Genomic DNA, 17,834 nt, shown 5'->3' on the forward strand with positions numbered 1-17,834 from the left:
GATAAGCGGCGACATTAACTTTGATTAACATATCTGTGAAGCAGAAACATTGTTTTCTGCGATTTCAAGCTATATTTGAATAATGACTTCTGATGCAAACCCCACCGTAAAGACCCGCTTTTTTGACACTAAAATAGAGTTTCTGAAAGGCGTAGGACCGCAAAAGGCAGCCCTGCTGAATCAGGAACTGGGGATTTTTACGTTTGGTGACCTCATCCAGCATTATCCTTTCCGTCACGAAGACCGAACGGTTTTTCATAAAATAAAGGATCTTAACGATCAGCTGCCAGCGGCGCAGATCAAGGGCAGATTAAGAGAATGGACGCTTACGGGTGAGGGAAACAAGAAAAGGCTTGTGGCCTATTTTACAGACGGCACCGGCATACTGGAACTTGTTTGGTTTCAGAGCATTGCGTGGTATGAAAAAAACCTGCGCCCGAATACAGAATACATAGTTTTTGGTAAACCCGTCGCATTTGGCGGCCGGTGGAGCATTACGCATCCCGAGCTTGATCTGATTACGCCGGAAAATGAAAACGGCGGTTTTTGGCAACCGATTTATCCGCTTACCGAAAAGCTGCGCAGGAAATTTGTCGAGAGCCGCGCGATAAGTCGGATGATGCGGTCATTGCTTGAAATATCGCGGCCGCATATCCGCGAAACACTTCCCGAAAACCTGGTTCAGAAATACAGGCTGGTGTCCAAGGCCGATGCGTTGTGGAATTTTCATTTGCCGCAAAGCTCGCAATGGCTGCACCAGGCGCAACGGCGATTGAAATTTGAGGAGCTGTTTTACAACCAGTTTCGGTTGATCAAAAACAAGCTTTTGCACAAAACGGAATATCCCGGCTTGGTTTTTAATCATACAAATTTGGTAAAGCAGTTTTACGACCATCACCTGCCGTTTACACTTACAAATGCACAGATACGCGTGCTGGCGGAGATTCATGAAGACCTCAAAACAGGCAGGCAAATGAACCGTTTGCTGCAAGGCGATGTGGGCTCTGGAAAGACCATTGTTGCTTTCATTTCCATGCTTTTTGCATTGGATAATGACGCCCAGGCTTGCCTCATGGCGCCCACGGAAATCCTCGCCGATCAACATTATCAAGGTTTGAAAAAATTTGCAGATGCGCTTGGTGTCAACATTTGCAAACTGACCGGTTCTACCAAAAAGAAGGACAGGGGATTGATTCACAAGCAATTGCTTGATGGCTCGATGCACATCATTGTAGGAACACACGCGCTGATTGAAGACATTGTTCAATTCAAAAATCTGGGACTTTGTATCATTGACGAGCAACATCGGTTTGGTGTGGCGCAGCGCGCAAAGTTATGGGCGAAAAACAGCCATATCAACCCGCATATGCTCGTGATGACCGCTACGCCGATTCCACGAACATTGGCGATGACACTTTACGGCGATCTGGATATTTCGGCTATTAACGAACTTCCGGCAGGACGAAAACCCATCAAAACCGTTCACCGTTACGATGCCCACCGATTGTCTGTATTTGGTTTTTTGAAAGATGAAATTGCCAAAGGCAGACAGATTTACATGGTTTATCCATTGATCGAGGAGTCTGAAAAAATGGATTTGAAGGATCTGATGGATGGTTATGAGAGCGTTTCCCGCGCGTTTCCCGATGTGCCGTTAAGCATTTTGCATGGCAAAATGAAATCTGCCGACAAGGACTTTGAAATGGCTCGTTTTGTTCGGGGGGAAACGAAAATTATGGTGGCGACTACTGTTATCGAGGTGGGTGTAAATGTGCCCAATGCTTCCGTAATGGTCATTGAAAATGCCGAGAGGTTTGGTTTGTCGCAATTGCATCAGCTCCGCGGAAGGGTGGGGCGGGGCGCTGAGCAGTCCTATTGCATTTTGATAACCGATTACAAAATCAGTAAGGAGACGAAGTTGCGGATCGAAACGATGTGCCGGACCAATGACGGATTCGAAATTGCCGAAGTGGATTTGCAATTGCGCGGTCCGGGCGATTTGTCGGGAACGCAGCAGAGTGGACTTTTGGATTTGTTGGTCGCTAACCTGGCTCAGGACGGAGAAATATTAAAAGCGGCTAGGCAGTCGGCCGAGGAAATTCTTAACTCAGATCCTGATCTGCTCCAACCGGTTAACCAACCCATAAGAGCGCACATTGAGCATATGGGCAAGGAAGCAACCAATTGGAGCAGAATAAGTTAGCCGCTTATGGCTTGATCTCGTAAATTTCTTTTGAAAACTCAAATGTCTGCGGGCGTGTGACGTGCAATGCTGCGCCTAACGAGGTCGCGTAAGGCAAATCGGTTGCGAATACACTGTGATTTGGATAATTTGCTGCGATGAGTTTTGTAAATATTTCATTTCTCGCAAAACCTCCATCAATGTAAATTGCCTGCACATCATTCACAGCGATCAAGTCGAGGGAAACAAAAAGTAAGCTCGTCAATCCTTTCAAAAGATGGTGATATGCATGCTCAGCGGAAGCAAAAGCGCTGATCTGCCATTCCTGCGGGCTTGGCTCAGGGAACGGACCGTTTCCAACCATGCAAGCGGGATAAAACGGTGGCGTATCGGCTTTCAAAATCTCCGCGTCATAAATGACTCCTTTGTAGAAATCAGGCTCAACTCTGAAATATTCTGCAATGCGCGCAACCTGATAATCGTGCTCTCTTCCCAGGAATAAACGCGATGCCGTAACTCCGCTTCCTTCTGGCGTCAGGTAATTCATGCAGTCGCGTTCCAGCTGATAAGAAGTCATTGGCTTGGAAGCGAACGAGTTGAAGTTAATGCACCAGGTTCCGGTCGACAGAAGCACAAATGGCTTTTTGACAGCCATCCGATAAGGAATCAATGCAGAAGAGCTGTCATGCAACCCGAAGCCAGACTGAATTCCTTTTTCATTATGTCTGTAAATGAATGACGACGAGGCTAGCACCGGCGCAAGCTTTCTATGAATGCCTTCTTCCTTCACCCAATCGTGGTAATCCCACATTTCGAAACTCCAAAGTGCTGTGTGACAGCCCAATGAAGTGTAGTCACTTACTTTGCGGCCTGTGAGGAGATAGAGGATATATTGTGGTAAATGTAATGTTGTGACGATCTGTTTGTAAATGTCCGGATACGTGTATTTGAGCCAGTAAAGCTGCATGCCCGAATTAAGCATTCCCATGGCCGGAGAACCCGTTTGCAGCGAAAGCCGTGTCGGGTCGCCGTATGTGCTGTAAAATTGCTTTAAAAGGTTTTCGGGAAATGGCTTTAAGTAAGAATATAAAGGAGTTAGCGGCTTATTTGACGCATCCAAATGTACAAGACTCGCGCCATATGCAGCTACATTAATAGCCTTAATGTCGTATTTTGGGTCTTCCAGGAGGGCTGCCCAGCGGTCCTGCACCCATTTGGTAAGCAGCTCGATATCTTCGGTTGGGAACCCGTCTTCATCGGTTGTCTCCGGAAGTGACTCTGAAAATTCATCTAAAATCTGATACTTTTCGTCAAAAAGTATATACTTTTTATTGGTCCTGCCAATGTCAAAAACCGCTGTTACCTTCATTATTTGAATGCGATATCACTTTTATATCCGGAAATGTATTTTTCGGTTAATATAGTGACTTTACGTTAAAACCAATACCCTTACCTGTTCATTTAAAATCTTTGCAGACGCCGCGTGTCGGCACTTTTTCTCACACTGCTTTTTCCAAAATCGGTTTAAAAACCTTTGTCCAGCGGCGGTAACCTTCTTCATTCATATGGAGGCTGTCGCTTACGAAAATGCTGCCGTCGGGCCGTCCGTTTTTAAGCATAACCGGCCATACATCTATATAATGATGATTTTTATCCTTTTTAATGTAATCCTGAATGAGCTGATTGGCCTTGATGACATCGTCTTTTTTTGCCCATCTTGACGGCGAAGGTTTCAGCGAAACGAAATATAGCTGCACATCCGGAAGTTTGGCGCGAACCAGTTTTACAAACGTCACGTATTCGTCCCTCACCTGTTCGGGCGTTTTTGGCTTTTGACCAAACATATCATTTTCACAATATGTTACAACTGTTTTTGGATTGTATTTCAGCACATTGCGCGGGGCATAGTAAATGACTTCCGGGAATGTAGAACCGCCAAAACCGCGGTTAATGATGGGGAGCGGAGCAAGATCTTGAGCAGCCGTTTGCCATTTGGTGAAAGAAGAACTTCCCGTAAATACGATCCCGCCCGGGGCAGGCATTTTCTCAGCATCTGCTTTTTCAAACGCCTCGATGGACGACTCTGATCTTTTTATGTCATAATCAGGTTGCCATGACTCGGCAATATTCGTGGAATTGGGTTTGTGACAAGCACTTAGCCAAATAACAGAGAGCAGGAGAAAAATTTTTTTCATCAATAACAAAAAAGTGGATATACCAAAGAAGGCATATCCACCATGTATTTAATGTAAAAACTTCAAAAATTAGCATTGAGGCCTCCTTAATTCGCCAGGAAATAGCGAAGGCCCAGGCCTACGCTAGGGAATGTGAACGACGGAGAAAATTCATACTGGAATGCGCTGCTGTCAAAACTTCTGCCGTCACTCTTCCGGATCTGTTCGCCAAATTGGTAACTCACTGCAAGCGGCGTCGCGAATCCAAGACCTGCCGTTAACCACCATCTTTCTGACAATTTATAATACAGGCCGGCATTGACAGCAAATGCAACGGAAATGGTGTTCGTTTTCGTGTCAAACGGTTCGCCCTGGTCTTGCGTGATTTGATTGGACAGCGTATAACCTCCGTTCAATGCCGGACCGGCGAAGATGCCGAACTTGTCATTAAAGTGCTTATAATATTGCCAGAAATAACCTGCCCCAAGGCTGAATCCGGAGATACGGTCATTCATCTGAGGTTCACCATTCGCATTAGTAAAATACGATGTGCCGCCGTTCAAGGTAGAGCTCAGGTTCCAGCCACTGGCCCTTGTCTCCGTTTTGAATTTACCAATGCCAACATTCACATTGTAGCCATACGACTGACTCACCTTTGCCAAATCCGGGTTGTTGTTGCTAAACGCGACACCCGCCGAACCTGAAATGAATCGTCTTCCATCATATTGTGCCAATGCACCAAGCACGACAAAAAATTGCAGAAATATTAAGATCGATAAAAGCTTTTTCATGACTTGACTAGTTAGTTTTTTGAAAATACCACGACGCCCTGACCCCGAAATATTGCTGCAAAGAGGTGCTTATGCCCGACGAAATTCCGAATGCATTTGTGTTAAGAAAGTTGGTGTAATTCACGCCGAAGCTGAAAACGTTGACATCTGCTTCCAGCGAAAATTTGGGGTTGAACCAGTAAGTGATGCCGGGCGTGAGGTTGACACCGATTGTGTATCCATTTTCGTACTTGGAATTGTCGTCATAGCTATTTTTCAATCGTAAATAGCCAAGATTAATGCCTGAGTGCAGGAAGATTGCCCATTTGGAGCTTAGTGATTTGTAATTCCTAATATACGGATTAAGCGTCACAGAAAAGTTATTGACTCCCGTTTTGCTTTCTGTGTTCATAAACTCACTCTTGCTCCGGAGAAAATAGAAATTGGGGGTTAGCCCGATGCCCAGCATTACATTGTCCTTTGCGAACCTGCCAAACCGCAATGTGGGAGCAACGGCAAAAGTGCTCAATTTATGCTCGCCGTCCGGTTCGTAATCGTTTTTGCCATTTTGCCCCGTGAAGGAAATGGACGCGCCCAGGTAACCGGTTCCCTTTTGTAGCTGCGCCTGAACCTCGCTAGCCAGGCACAAAATGCTGAGTAGCGAGAAGAGGATAAGTTTTCTCATAGCTGTTGCTTTTAGTTAGTGAAAGCAAGATAATGATCTTTATGTAACCAATTAGTTATTTAACATAATTTAAACGAATACTACAAAAAAGAGGCAGTGATAAGTCACTGCCTCTTAAAAATTACCGATACCAAATTTAACCTAACAATCTTGAATATTTTAAAACACGCCCGTCCAGTTTCCCTGACGATAGTATTGTAACAATCGCTGCTGCATTAGATAATCATATTTTGCTTGAATCGCATTGGCCTGCGCTTTGGCAAGGTTCGCCTTCGCCAGCGAATATTCGTATGAATTGGCAATCCCGGCGTTCATCTTACTTTCAATCACCGCAAATGCCGCCGTAAGCGATTCCACCTGACCTTGCGCAGAGGCTTGTCTGTCAGCCATCGATTGCAGGTTTAACACGGCCAGCTCAATGGCTTGTCTCAAAACCTGGTTGGTTACGTCCAATGTATTTTGCGCCTGGCGTTCCTGCACCTTGGCCAGCTCCACCCGTGGCTTGGTAAGCCAGCGGCCCATAATCGGAATGCTCAGGCTCAGCTGCAATGAGCCATTACGGGTTGCGTTTAATTGATTAAAATAGTCCAGATTCTTGTTACTGGTTGCATACACGGCACCAAACCCGCCCTGCAATCCCAGCGAAGGATAATTAAGCGCTTTTATGGATTTTACCTGATACGAAAAGCTTTGGCGGTATAATTCTGCGCTTCGAATTTCGGGGAAACTTTTTTTGGCATCTTCATAAATGTCGATGGCATTGGCCGCGGTTAATGTCGAGTCTTTTGGAGCAAGTGCTTCAAAATCAACCTTGTCGTCTGGCGTGACATTCATTCTCTGGAAAAGAGTCAGTCTGGCGGTTCGGTAGTCAGTTAAGGCCGTCACTTGACTGAATTTATCATTGGCCAGCTGCGCTTTGATTTCATAAAGTAAATTGACTCCAACCGTTCCGGCATTCACTTGTTTGGAAATTCTGTCCACCTGCGTTTCGGAGGATAAAACTTGATCGGTCCAGGATTCGTAAAGTGCTTTTGTTGCCAACACATTTACGTAATTCTGCATTAGCAGCACAGTTTGTGCATTCAATATTGCAGTTCGGTTTTCTTCGGCAGATTCTTTAAGCAAAACCCCTTGTCTGATCTGGTTCTGTACTTTGAAACCCTGGAAAACGGGCACCTGAAAGTTAAGTCCAAGCGAACTATTCCCGAAAACCTCATCTATATACGTATTGGTAGACTGGTCAATGCTCCGACCCGCATTCAATGTTTGCGTTGACCCAAAGGCGATCTGCGGGAGGACCTGGGACTTGGTTTGCCTCAATTGTGCCTGTGCAGCCTCAGCTTGCAGACTACTTTGCTGATAAATAAGATTATTCTTAGCAAGCAGATCCACACATTCCGCGAGGGTGAGCGTAGATTGGGCCTTCCCGAAAACCGGTAACAGGCAAAAAAGTAAAATTAAATGTTTCATGGCTAATAAATGATGTTAGGCTAACCACCCGTCTTTGAGTCGCACAACCCGGTTCCCGTAACCTGCATTCACTTCCGAGTGCGTTACCTGAACAATGGTGACTTTATCTTCCTGGTTAAGTTTTTGAAATAATTCCATAATCTCGATGGATTGCTCCGAGTGCAGATTTCCGGTTGGCTCGTCTGCAAAAATCACTTTCGGATTGTGCACAATGGCACGTGCAACGCCGACCAATTGCTGCTGTCCGCCTGAAAGCTGGTGTGGAAAAAGGTCTTTTTTTGCAACCATATTGAACCTGTCAAGCAACTCAGCAACCCTGCTTTTCCGCTCCGAACCAGATGTTCCTTTGTAAAGAAGCGGCGTTTCAATGTTCTCATAAACAGTGAGTTCGTCGATCAAGTGATAAGCCTGAAATACAAAACCAATGTGGTGACGGTGTAACTCCGTGCGTTTTTTTTCAGTCAATTTTTGAACAGGCTCATCAAGAAAAAGATATTCACCTTCCGAAGGCTCTTCAAGCAATCCTAAAATGTGCAATAAGGTTGATTTGCCCGAACCAGACGGTCCCATAATCGATACAAATTCACCTTCTTTAATGTTTAAATCAATGTGGCGTAACACGTATGTCTTGCCAAAACCTGCCGGATAATATTTGGATATCTTTTCTAACTTAATCATAGAATTTTTAGGTTTGAGATTTTGGTATAGTTACAGACAAGCTGTTTTAAAAGCAAATGCGTATACCTCCGTCTCTTATGCCAATCCTATTTTAAAAAGGCTTGCCAGAAGGGTAATCTGTTGAATTTTAGGTTTTTATGTTTTAATCTAAAAGGCTAATCGTCCGAAATCGTACAAAATGTGTACGGTATCGGACGATGTCCGTTGAAGCGCTGAAAATCCGTTGAATGGCTTACACAATGCGTAATTGGCAAACATAGGTTTTCAAGAAAAGACTTCCATTTTATAGCCAACGCCGTGGACCGCAGCGATCTTAACTGCCGGTTCATTTGCAAGTATTTTGCGGAGGCGGGAGACGAACACATCCACGCTGCGGCCAACAATCACACCTTCATCTTCCCAAACCGATTTGAGGATAAAATCGCGGTCGAGCACCTGATTGGCATTCCGGGCAAACAGCGCGAGCAACTTCGCTTCGCGAAATGTGAGCTGATGGGTTACGCCAGCGGAAGTTAATGTCTGATTGGCGATATCAAACCTTGACATGCCAATCAACATTTTTGACTCATTGATCACAAAGTCAAGGGTTTCCGAAGTCGTTTGCAGTTCATTGCGAGGCCTGCTTTTTTTCCAGACAATGTAACCCAGGCCCGCCAGTAATGTTCCAAACGGCAATGCCCACCAGTTGCCGCCGGTCGTGGCTTCAACTGTTTCGGGCAAAAAACTGATCTGCAATTGATAGCAACCTGCTGTCTGAATTCGTCCGCCGCATGGCACACCGCCTTCCTGGTTCAGGTCGAGAAAGTTATAGCCCAGTTGCAACTCGTTATTTTCGCACTTGCGCATTGACACATTATATCCGCGCACGATTTGCTGCATTTGCAAGGATTGTTTTAGCAGTTCGGGAAGTTGTTTGTAGTCAAAAACGTGCTCCATGCGAATAGAAAAAGTGTTGGCGTCAAGTTGCTTGACAGGCGGGATTGTTGATAAAGAATCGCCGTTTTTTACTAACAATAAATGTGCAGTTCGCCTCAGTGCAATGTTTGCTTTTTCTGCAAAACGGAAATTTTCGCTGTTTGCCGACGCCGGATTTTTGATCAAAAACAAAGCGCAAAGAAGCAGCAGAAAAATTAACTTTCTGAACCATTGCTGTATTTTCAGTTGATGCATCTGCATGATTATCAATGTAATGAGCGCTTCTACAAATTTACCACAATCCCGATGGAATCAGCAGCCGTCGTTCTTTTTATTGAAACGAAACCAAATGAATTGCGGCGTAAGCTGACTGCTCTGCACGGTGATGATCCGCCTTTCAATCTGATCGCTTTTGTTGACCGGCTCAATGGTCATCTGGTCGCCAGCTTTGGCTGGTTTCAGCAGTTCATAAATGTCGGATTCTACGACCGGATTGTTGTGTGCGTAGGCATTGCCATTAACGATTTTTCCATTTCTTGTCAGGTAAATCAGAAAAGGCACTTTTGAAATCTTGTTGTTGCCCGGATTGCCTTTTACCAATGACAACTTGCCTCCGCGCGCCGTTGCAAGTTCAGCAGGGCTTACCGAACGACCATTCAAGACAAGCGGACTGACGAAAAAACCGTCCAGATTTTCCTTAGGCAATGCAACCGAAGGCGGCAGTGAAAAAATCAGCGTTAACGCAGGAATGAATTTCCAGATCTTGTTTTTCATGATGCGAATTACTTTGGTTTTTGATAAATTTTGAATTTGACCAAAAGTAAAAGAACCTGGAAACGGCCTGGTTAAACGCCTGTAAAACATTGTAAAGGAAATGTAAAAGATCACAATGCGGCTAAAAAAGGGTTGCAATTGCATTGTGACAACAATTTGCATCAATTTTATTCAAAACAGAACATTAACCCGCTCAAAAGGTGTTACTAACCTGAACACCACACCATTGATTTGAAAACAGTCGCTTCCCAAGATCCTTACGCAGCCCTGCGTTACTCCGATTTTAGATTTTTTATTTCCAATTCATTTCTTTTTTCGGCTTCGATCCTCATTCAGGAGGTGATTGTTGCGTATGAACTTTACAAGCTCACGCACGATCCGCTTGCATTGGGCCTGATTGGGCTTGCGCAGGTGATTCCTTTCGTAATTACATCCATTTTTGGTGGTTATGTCGCGGATCAGAAGAACAAAATAACGATCATGCACATTAGTTTGGTTGTGATTTTGCTTGGCTCGGTCATCTTATATCTGGCATTTCAGCCTATCATTTACGATGCACTTTCGCAGACGCAGCATTTGATCGTCATTTACTCGGTTTTCGCGTTGATTGGTTTTGCAAAAGGCTTTTACTCACCTGCTTCCAGCTCGCTAAAACCATTTCTGGTGCCCAGGGCAATTTATCACAATTCGTCCACTTGGAGCAGTTCATTCTCGCAAGCCGGATCCATTACAGGCCCGGCAATCGCCGGATTTTTATACGCCTACTTGGGTCTGACGGACACATTATTAATCGTTATTGGCAACTTTATTGTGTGCTGGGTTTTGCTGGGCATGATCAAAACACGACCCGAATTTCCGAAGATCGTCACACCGATCATTGAAAGTTTAAAAGAAGGTTTCCGCTTCGTTTTTAGGACGAGGATCGTGTTGTATGCCATTTCGCTTGACTTATTTTCGGTGCTTTTTGGCGGCGTGGTGGCGATTTTGCCTATTTATGCGGAAGATATTTTGAAGGTTGGGCCAGAAGGTTTGGGTTTGCTGCGGGCATCACCCTCCATTGGCTCGCTTGTCACAATGTTCGCTATGGCCTACTATCCGCCGACACACAACGCCTGGCGCAATATGCTGATCGCTGTATTTGGTTTCGGGGTTTTTACTATCATATTTTCTTTGTCGACAAACTTCTTATTGTCATGCGCAGCGCTATTTGCCACGGGCGTTTTTGACAGCGTTAGTGTAATCGTGAGGCAAACAATCTTGCTAATTTATCCCCCAGACGAAATGCGGGGGCGCGTCGCAGCCGTCAACGGTATGTTCGTCAGCTCGTCCAACGAGCTCGGTGCATTTGAGTCCGGCGCCATGGCCAAAGCATTCGGAACCGTCCCGTCCGTGATGGCTGGCGGCATCCTCACCATCGTCGTCGTCACCTACATTTATCTGAAATCCAAAGATCTGTTTTCCGTGCGGCTGAGTTAGTGAGTCACTCATATTTTTGTTAACTTGGCATAGAAAAAATAATGGATAATGGTATCACATTCAAAAATTTCTCACGAGAGTAACAGGCTTAGTAATATGCAAATCAGCTTGTTGCGTCTTTTTGACCAAGGCATTAGCGAGTCGGAGGAGCTTGAACTTCGCAAGATGCTTCTGAATTATTTTGATCATGGACTGCAAAAAGAACTTGATCAGGTTTTAGAACAAAAACAATACGTAACGCAGGATTATCATACGATGCTTTCAGATGATAATTTTAAGAGTAAATGATATATTCAAATCCATTCCATCTCCAAAACTAAGCCTCATAACTCTTCAATCTTTTCTGGAAATTTTGGCCAAACTGGATTGACTTTAAATGTGAACATCACTCACTCTGCAAGCTCTTAACAGAATCCATTAGTGCCGCCTTCGTTGTTTGCAGGCAAACTATAATGCTGATAACCAATGCAAAGCCGAGCCCGACGAGGGCGAATGTTTGCCAGCTGATCTGGATGCGATAGGCGTAGGTTTCGAGCCAGCGTTTCATGGCGATGAAGGCCAGGGGGAAGGAGATTAGCATGGCGAAACCCATAACGAGCAAAAATTCTTTGAGGAACAGCATGATGATTCCGGCGCCTGATGCGCCCAAAACTTTTCGGATGCCGAGCTCCCGCGTCCGGCGCGCAACACTCAGCGAAACCATTCCCAAAACGCCTAACAACACAATAATCACTGACAGCACCGTAGCAACTTGCGACGCTTTTTTCAGCTGCGTTTCCGTTTGATAAAGCTTTTGCAGCGTGTCATCCATGAATGCATACTCGAATGGCGCATCCGGCATGAGCGTTCGCCATTTGTTTTCCAATGCCGCCATCGACTCGCCTAAATTGGAAGGATTAAGCCTGAAAGTCAAAAAGCGAAATGCGTTTCCGCTCTTCACATGGAAAAAAGCCATTGGCTTAATCTCCTGATGTACAGAGGCAAAATTGAAATCTTTACAAACACCGTCGACAGTGAGTGGCGTCGGAACGTTGTGGACCCTAACCTGCGTCCCAACGGCGCTTTCAGCATTTTGATATCCCAAAGCTTTTGCCGCCGTTTCATTCAAAACAACTTTATCCGGCTGATATGCGCCCTCCCTTGCATTGAAAAACTTCCCGGCCCGCATGCTGATCTGGTATGTGTCGGCATATTTTTCGTCTGTGCTGAGAAACTGTGTATGAATGGCTTGCGTCGAATCCTGGCCAGATTTGTATAATCCTGAATGTCCGCCATTGTTGCCATTTGGAATTTCATAGGACAAACTCACATTTTTTACTTCCTTCAAACGCGCGAGCTCGTCTCTGATCCCTTCCATTTTAGCCACGCCTTCGGGCGTCCAGTCGCGCGGGACGGCGATGCTGACGAGCGATTCTTTGTTATAACCAAGGTCTTTGTCGAAAAAATAATTAACCTGTCCTGAAATGACCATGGCTCCTGCAAAGACAAACAATGCAATCGCAAACTGCGACGCAATGAGCACGCGCCGCAGCCGGATATTCTCCTTGATCGATTTCAGCTTGCCTTTCATGGAGTCGACAGACGAAATGCCAGAGAGAATAAATGCGGGATAAGCGCCTGCAATCAAGCCGATTAGCAGTGCGGAAATCAAAGGTAAAATGATAGAGTAGGGGAATAGAGAGAATGTTGAACCCAACGGTTTGGCCAAAACATCAGCAAATGCCGAGCGTGACATTTCATAAAACAGGATAGAAAGCAACATGGCAAACAATGCGAGGATTACAGATTCAGCCAAAAATTGACCGATAAGCTGCTTTTTGAGACTTCCCAGCACTTTCCTTACGCCAATTTCTTTCAGGCGGGATGAGGATTTGCCAATTGAAATATTAACAAAATTGACAATCGCCATGAGCAAAATGAAGAGCGTCACACCCGATAATGTGTATATCATTTTGCTGACCAGCCCATTGTTTGCTTCCCGATAATAGTTTTTTAATGGCGTAAAGTAAACTTCGAGATTAGCCCGCATATCCGCCGATGCATGGGTCGCGAGCGTCTGTGCGAGTGGTTTTTTTAAATCCGCGGTGCTAACGCCCTTTTGCAGCTCGATGTAGCTGATCATGTAAGGGAAATTCCAGTTGTCTTCCGCTCCCTTTCGGCCTTCCAGACTGCTCAATGGAATGAAAACGCCGGAAGGTTTAGGCAACAAATGAGTAACAGAATTGACAGGAATGTCTTTCAAAACGGCCTTAATCTCGAACTCCTGTTTCCCGCCGATGAAATTATGCAAGGTGATCGTCTCGCCCAGGACATCGCTTTTGCCAAAGTATTTCAATGCTTTTTCTTCCGTAATCGCCACCGAGTTCTTGCGATTCAATGCAGTTCGGGCGTCGCCATGCAGCAGCGGGAACCCATACATGGAAAGCAATGTTGAATCTCCCGTCTGGACCTCTTCCCGGAAATGCTTTTCACCCTTCGAAACAGCCACTGTGATGCCGTCATAGCGATAAAAATTGGCAACGAGATTCGGATAATCCGCCCTTAATGTTGCGCCAAGCGGTCCAAGCGTTGCCATGTCCACACCCATGTCCGGATTTTTCCATTTGCTGCGGATAATATATTGGTTGTCTGCATTGCGAAGGTCTTTATTAACCTTCAATTCACCCCATACATAACTCATAATGAGGAAAGTAAAGGTCATGCCGACCGAGAGGCCAAAGATCATGACGAGCGAGTAGAACTTGCGTTTCAGCAAATTTCGCCAGGCGATTTTGAAGTAGTTTTGGATCATTTTCAAAACTAGGCAAAATTGTAAATGCCAGGTTTTGAAAATGAGCTGTTTAACTATTTTTAACTATTTGGGAAAGCGCTGTTATTCTGCTCGCAGCGCCTCCACCGGATTTGATAATGCTGCTTTTATCGCCTGAACGCTCACCGTTGCCAATGCGATGATTAACGCAATAAAACCCGACAACGCAAAGATCCACCACGATAAATGCTCGCGATATTCGAAGTTTTGAAGCCACGATTGCATGGCGTAAGCGGCAATAGGGACGCCAATGACGATGGCAATGAGCACGAGTTTGAGGAAATCTGTTGATAGCAAAATCACAACATTCTGCACGCTCGCTCCCAGCACTTTTCTCACGCCGATCTCCTTCGTCCGGGCTTCGGCAGCAAATGCAGCCAGTCCGAACAAACCGAGGCAAGCAATGATAACGGCCAGCACGGCGAACGACAGCAAGATGCTTCCTTGTTTCTGTTCAGCTTTATATTGTTGCGAAAAGTTTTCGTCGAGAAAATGGAAATCCAGTTTTGCCTCAGGGTCAAATTCTTTGAAAACGCTATTAATGTAAGCCAGCGCCTCTTTGGTTTTTGCTGGCTGAATCCGCACGTAAATGTTGTCCTTGTCCTCAGTTTCAGGCATTTGAATTACGAGCGGTTCAATTTTATGTTGTAGTGAATAAGTGTGAAAATCAGCTACGACACCAATTACTTTTGCTTCCTGTGTCGTTCCTTTTTCATCAACAAAATACTTGATTCTCTTACCGATAGGCGCATTCCACCCTTGCTTTTTGACCATTGCCTCGTTCACAATCACAGCGCCATACAAATCCGCCGGAGCAGCTTCCTTGAAATTCCGTCCTTGCAGCAATTTGATTTCAAGTGTATTTATATAATCGCCATCAGCGGCAAATCTTTGCAGAATTTGGGTCGATGTGGGCATTTCTCCGGATTCGGTTTCAACAAACAATGCGCCTCCGCTGATGCTGTTATTGCCCAATGGATTGCTTGCGGCAGCAACGCTTTCAATGAACGGACTTTGGTTTAACTTTTCCTTAATTGCCCGGATCTGTTTCCTCGGTTCGTCATTGTCGACATGGAAAGTGAGCACCTGATCTTTATTGAAACCCAGATCTTTATGGGAAACGTAATGCAGCTGGCGATATACAATGCCGGAGCAAGCGATCATCACAACGGTTGCAGCAAATTGAAAAACCACTAGCGATTGCCGCAATTGGACGCCGCCAATGTTATTGCCTAAACGCCCTTTCAGCGCCTCAACCGGACGGAAGCCCGAAAGCATAATCGCAGGATAAACGCCGCTCAATAATCCAATGACTATAATAAAAGCGGCTGCCATCAGGATGGTTGAAAATCCATTGCTGTTGTTGATTGTCAGCGCTTTATCGGCCAGTTCGTTAAAGTAAGGCAACGCAAGAATGACCAATAATGCAGCCAGACCGCCTGCCAAAAAGGTCATTAGAAAAGACTCGGTCAGGAACTGCCCCATCAGTTGCGAGCGTGTCGAACCAACTGCTTTGCGAACGCCAACTTCCCGGACGCGCTTCATGGATCGAGCCGTGTAAAGATTGATATAATTAATGCAGGCAATGACGAGAATAAGCGCCGCCACGACCGAAAAAATGTAGATCGTGTTAATATTGCCGTTAGCGCTTAGCTCATATTCCAAATGCGAATGCAAGTGAATGGACGCAATGGGCTGCAAGGACATTTTGTAATCAATGTCTCCAAGTTCTTTTTTAAGATATTTTGGAAAAAATGTCGCTAGTTTCTCTTCAAGTTTTTGTGGATTAGCGCCTTCTTTTAATAAAATATAAGTGTAAAGATCCGATTGCTGCCAGCCGGAAGTGTAATTATCCGGCAATGAGCGTAAAGCGCTGAAATTGAGGTGTGAGTTTGCAGGCACGTCTGCAATGACGCCAGACACGGTGTTTGGGAAGTTATTTGAAAATAAAACCGTTTTGCCCAGCGCTTTGGAAGCGTCACCAAACAGTTTTTCGGCAAGTGTTTTGGTTAAAACAATTTTTTGCGTGCCCTTTAATGCCGTAAGCCTGTCTCCATACAACATTGGATAATTGAAGACCTCAAAAACGGAGGCATCGGTAAAAAATATGTCGTTGGCTTCGATTGCTTTTTCATTAAAAGTAATGGTGCCGCCACCCTCTGTGCTGATCCGCACGGTTTTATCAATATCGGGATAATCATTCTGCAATGCGGCCGCATATGGAGCCGAAGTTGGCGCGAGATTAAAGCTTCCGGTCGCCCATTTCCCCTCCTGAACCACGCGGTAAATGCGATCCGCTTTGTCATAAAACCGGTCATAGCTAAGCTCCTCGGCAACATACAGGACCATTAGCCAAACCGCGGCCATGCCTATCGCAAGTCCGCAAACATTGAGGCTGCTAAACAGCCGCTGATTCCGAAAATTTCGAAATGCTATTTTGAAGTAGTTAGGGAGCATGATGTGAAGATTTATCAGTTAGGATCAGTGCAGGCAACTGATATGTGCAAATAAAATTAACATGCCAACAAGCGGAAAAGCTGATAATGAGCTGTTTGGAGCAAATTCGAACGAATGTCGCTGTTCGCTATTGAACATTGGTGTTTGATTTTGGCTGGAAATGTAAATTCTGCTAAAAAACTAGCCGATAACTTAATGGCGTCAGCCGCCAGATAATTGAGCCATTATTACAAGCTATTTCTCCTGGAATGTCGAATATCTTGCAAAATAAAATCCCGCCCCGAGATTGGCGTCGGAAGGGCGGGACGACACTGGTTCAAATTATTTTCATCATTTAAACCGTTTCAATTTATGAAATTAAATTTAAGGAATGTGCTTGTGTTTACGTTTTTTGGCTTTGCGATTTCGTCCTGCGATAGACCTGGTGCGGACGAGAGCGTTGCTCCGGAAATAGCAACGGAAATAATTGCTTTCAAAGGAGAGCGGGTCGTTGTTCCGGCGAATTTTCCGAAGGAGCTTTTTGGTCAGACTCAGGAAGAGTTTGACAATTACTATGAGCGGCTTTCACAAATTAAGCATGCGAAGACTTCCGGTGAATACGCAGGCATCACCTATGAAGAGTTACTGCCGATTTTAGTGAAGCACAATGCTAATTACCCTGTCATCACTTCGGAAGAAGGAATTTTAGAAAAGGACTTGGAGAGGGTTTTCAGGGACTTTCCAGACATTGAAACGCATGAAGAAGCAAACGAAAAGCGCGGCCTTATTTACGACTATTATCAAACGCTCTGCAAGCGCGATGTTGTAGCGGAGGTGATTGCGTTAGAAAGGCTAAGAAATGCAAGAACTGCTGGGCCGTCGCCTGGAAGCTTGACAACTCCTGAGAAAAATCATTTGTTGCTAAATCCGGGATACGCACAGCATTACATACAGGCTGCAAATGATGTGAATTTCCTGACGCCGAATATATATAATAATGACAAAGATGGGAACAACGCAAATGCGTTTAAGCACTCTACTTGGAACGCACTATCAATTCGTTATATCTTAAAGGGAAGTCCAGCAAGCGAGAATCAGGCAGTCGATTTTACACAAGATGGAACTTCAAAACATGAAATGAATGATGACGGATCGCAAAACCAAATCAAAATAGTAGCCATGGATTTGCACAATAATATGTCAGCGCGTGAGTGGATGGCAAATGAGACTTCATGGGGGTTTGGACCATTCCGAAAAATACCTAGCGTAGATGATATAATCGCCACAATGATAACGAAGGCAAATTCAAGCGCGGTTCACCCTTTAATTGACATTTTAAATTTGGCATGGAGGGAACAATCAGACAACTTGGAATAAGCTCTACAACGATTTATATAGCCCTAATCAACACTTGGTCCAAGTCGATCCGTTGACGAATTAAGAACTAACCTGTAAACAATGACTC

At 45.0% G+C, this 17,834-nt stretch carries 14 protein-coding genes; 4 read left to right on the forward strand and 10 right to left on the reverse strand.

All coding sequences use genetic code 11. The features are described from left to right. The first annotated feature begins 82 nt into the window (after window positions 1-82). A complete protein-coding gene (recG, locus tag LZG73_RS10280) occupies window positions 83-2,203 on the forward strand; it encodes an ATP-dependent DNA helicase RecG (protein WP_233848487.1) in 2,121 nt (706 codons plus the stop codon). A gap of 4 nt (window positions 2,204-2,207) precedes the next feature. On the opposite strand, the gene LZG73_RS10285 is transcribed toward recG, so the two are convergent. From LZG73_RS10285 to LZG73_RS10320, 8 genes are all read right to left on the reverse strand, one after another. Beyond that, a complete protein-coding gene (locus LZG73_RS10285) occupies window positions 2,208-3,551 on the reverse strand; it encodes an FGGY-family carbohydrate kinase (RefSeq protein ID WP_233848488.1) in 1,344 nt (447 codons plus the stop codon). Between the two features lie 130 nt (window positions 3,552-3,681). Next, a complete protein-coding gene (locus tag LZG73_RS10290; RefSeq protein WP_233848489.1) occupies window positions 3,682-4,377 on the reverse strand; it encodes a GDSL-type esterase/lipase family protein in 696 nt (231 codons plus the stop codon). A gap of 86 nt (window positions 4,378-4,463) precedes the next feature. Next, complete coding sequence (locus LZG73_RS10295) at window positions 4,464-5,147, reverse strand: hypothetical protein (RefSeq protein WP_233848490.1); 684 nt, start codon at window positions 5,145-5,147, stop codon at window positions 4,464-4,466. 7 nt (window positions 5,148-5,154) lie between these two features. Further along, window positions 5,155-5,811, reverse strand: coding sequence for an outer membrane beta-barrel protein (locus LZG73_RS10300; protein WP_233848491.1), 657 nt, complete (start codon window positions 5,809-5,811; stop codon window positions 5,155-5,157). Between the two features lie 159 nt (window positions 5,812-5,970). Next, entirely contained in the window at window positions 5,971-7,281 is a 1,311-nt protein-coding gene (locus tag LZG73_RS10305; RefSeq protein WP_233848492.1) for a TolC family protein, read from the reverse strand. A 15-nt stretch (window positions 7,282-7,296) separates the two neighbouring features. After that, window positions 7,297-7,959, reverse strand: a complete 663-nt coding sequence (locus LZG73_RS10310; protein ID WP_233848493.1) for an ABC transporter ATP-binding protein — start codon at window positions 7,957-7,959, stop codon at window positions 7,297-7,299. 264 nt (window positions 7,960-8,223) lie between these two features. After that, window positions 8,224-9,135, reverse strand: a complete 912-nt coding sequence (locus LZG73_RS10315) for a winged helix-turn-helix domain-containing protein (protein WP_233848494.1) — start codon at window positions 9,133-9,135, stop codon at window positions 8,224-8,226. A gap of 51 nt (window positions 9,136-9,186) precedes the next feature. Next, window positions 9,187-9,648 (reverse strand): hypothetical protein, encoded by a 462-nt coding sequence (locus LZG73_RS10320; RefSeq protein ID WP_233848495.1) that lies wholly within the window; start codon window positions 9,646-9,648, stop codon window positions 9,187-9,189. 231 nt (window positions 9,649-9,879) lie between these two features. Here LZG73_RS10320 and LZG73_RS10325 point away from each other — a divergent pair, with 231 nt between their 5' ends. Further along, complete coding sequence (locus LZG73_RS10325) at window positions 9,880-11,124, forward strand: MFS transporter (protein WP_233848496.1); 1,245 nt, start codon at window positions 9,880-9,882, stop codon at window positions 11,122-11,124. Between the two features lie 96 nt (window positions 11,125-11,220). After that, window positions 11,221-11,412: a hypothetical protein gene (locus LZG73_RS10330; RefSeq protein ID WP_233848497.1), complete on the forward strand. Its 192-nt coding sequence runs from the start codon at window positions 11,221-11,223 to the stop codon at window positions 11,410-11,412. A 97-nt stretch (window positions 11,413-11,509) separates the two neighbouring features. On the opposite strand, the gene LZG73_RS10335 is transcribed toward LZG73_RS10330, so the two are convergent. Further along, entirely contained in the window at window positions 11,510-13,915 is a 2,406-nt protein-coding gene (locus LZG73_RS10335; RefSeq protein ID WP_233848498.1) for an ABC transporter permease, read from the reverse strand. An 81-nt stretch (window positions 13,916-13,996) separates the two neighbouring features. Beyond that, window positions 13,997-16,390, reverse strand: coding sequence for an ABC transporter permease (locus LZG73_RS10340; protein WP_233848499.1), 2,394 nt, complete (start codon window positions 16,388-16,390; stop codon window positions 13,997-13,999). 351 nt (window positions 16,391-16,741) lie between these two features. Here LZG73_RS10340 and LZG73_RS10345 point away from each other — a divergent pair, with 351 nt between their 5' ends. Further along, window positions 16,742-17,746, forward strand: a complete 1,005-nt coding sequence (locus LZG73_RS10345) for a DUF6973 domain-containing protein (RefSeq protein ID WP_233848500.1) — start codon at window positions 16,742-16,744, stop codon at window positions 17,744-17,746. The last annotated feature ends 88 nt before the right edge of the window (window positions 17,747-17,834 follow it).

It is taken from the genome of Dyadobacter sp. CY326 (genome assembly GCF_021390515.1).
In the GTDB taxonomy this organism is placed as follows: Bacteria; Bacteroidota; Bacteroidia; order Cytophagales; family Spirosomataceae; genus Dyadobacter.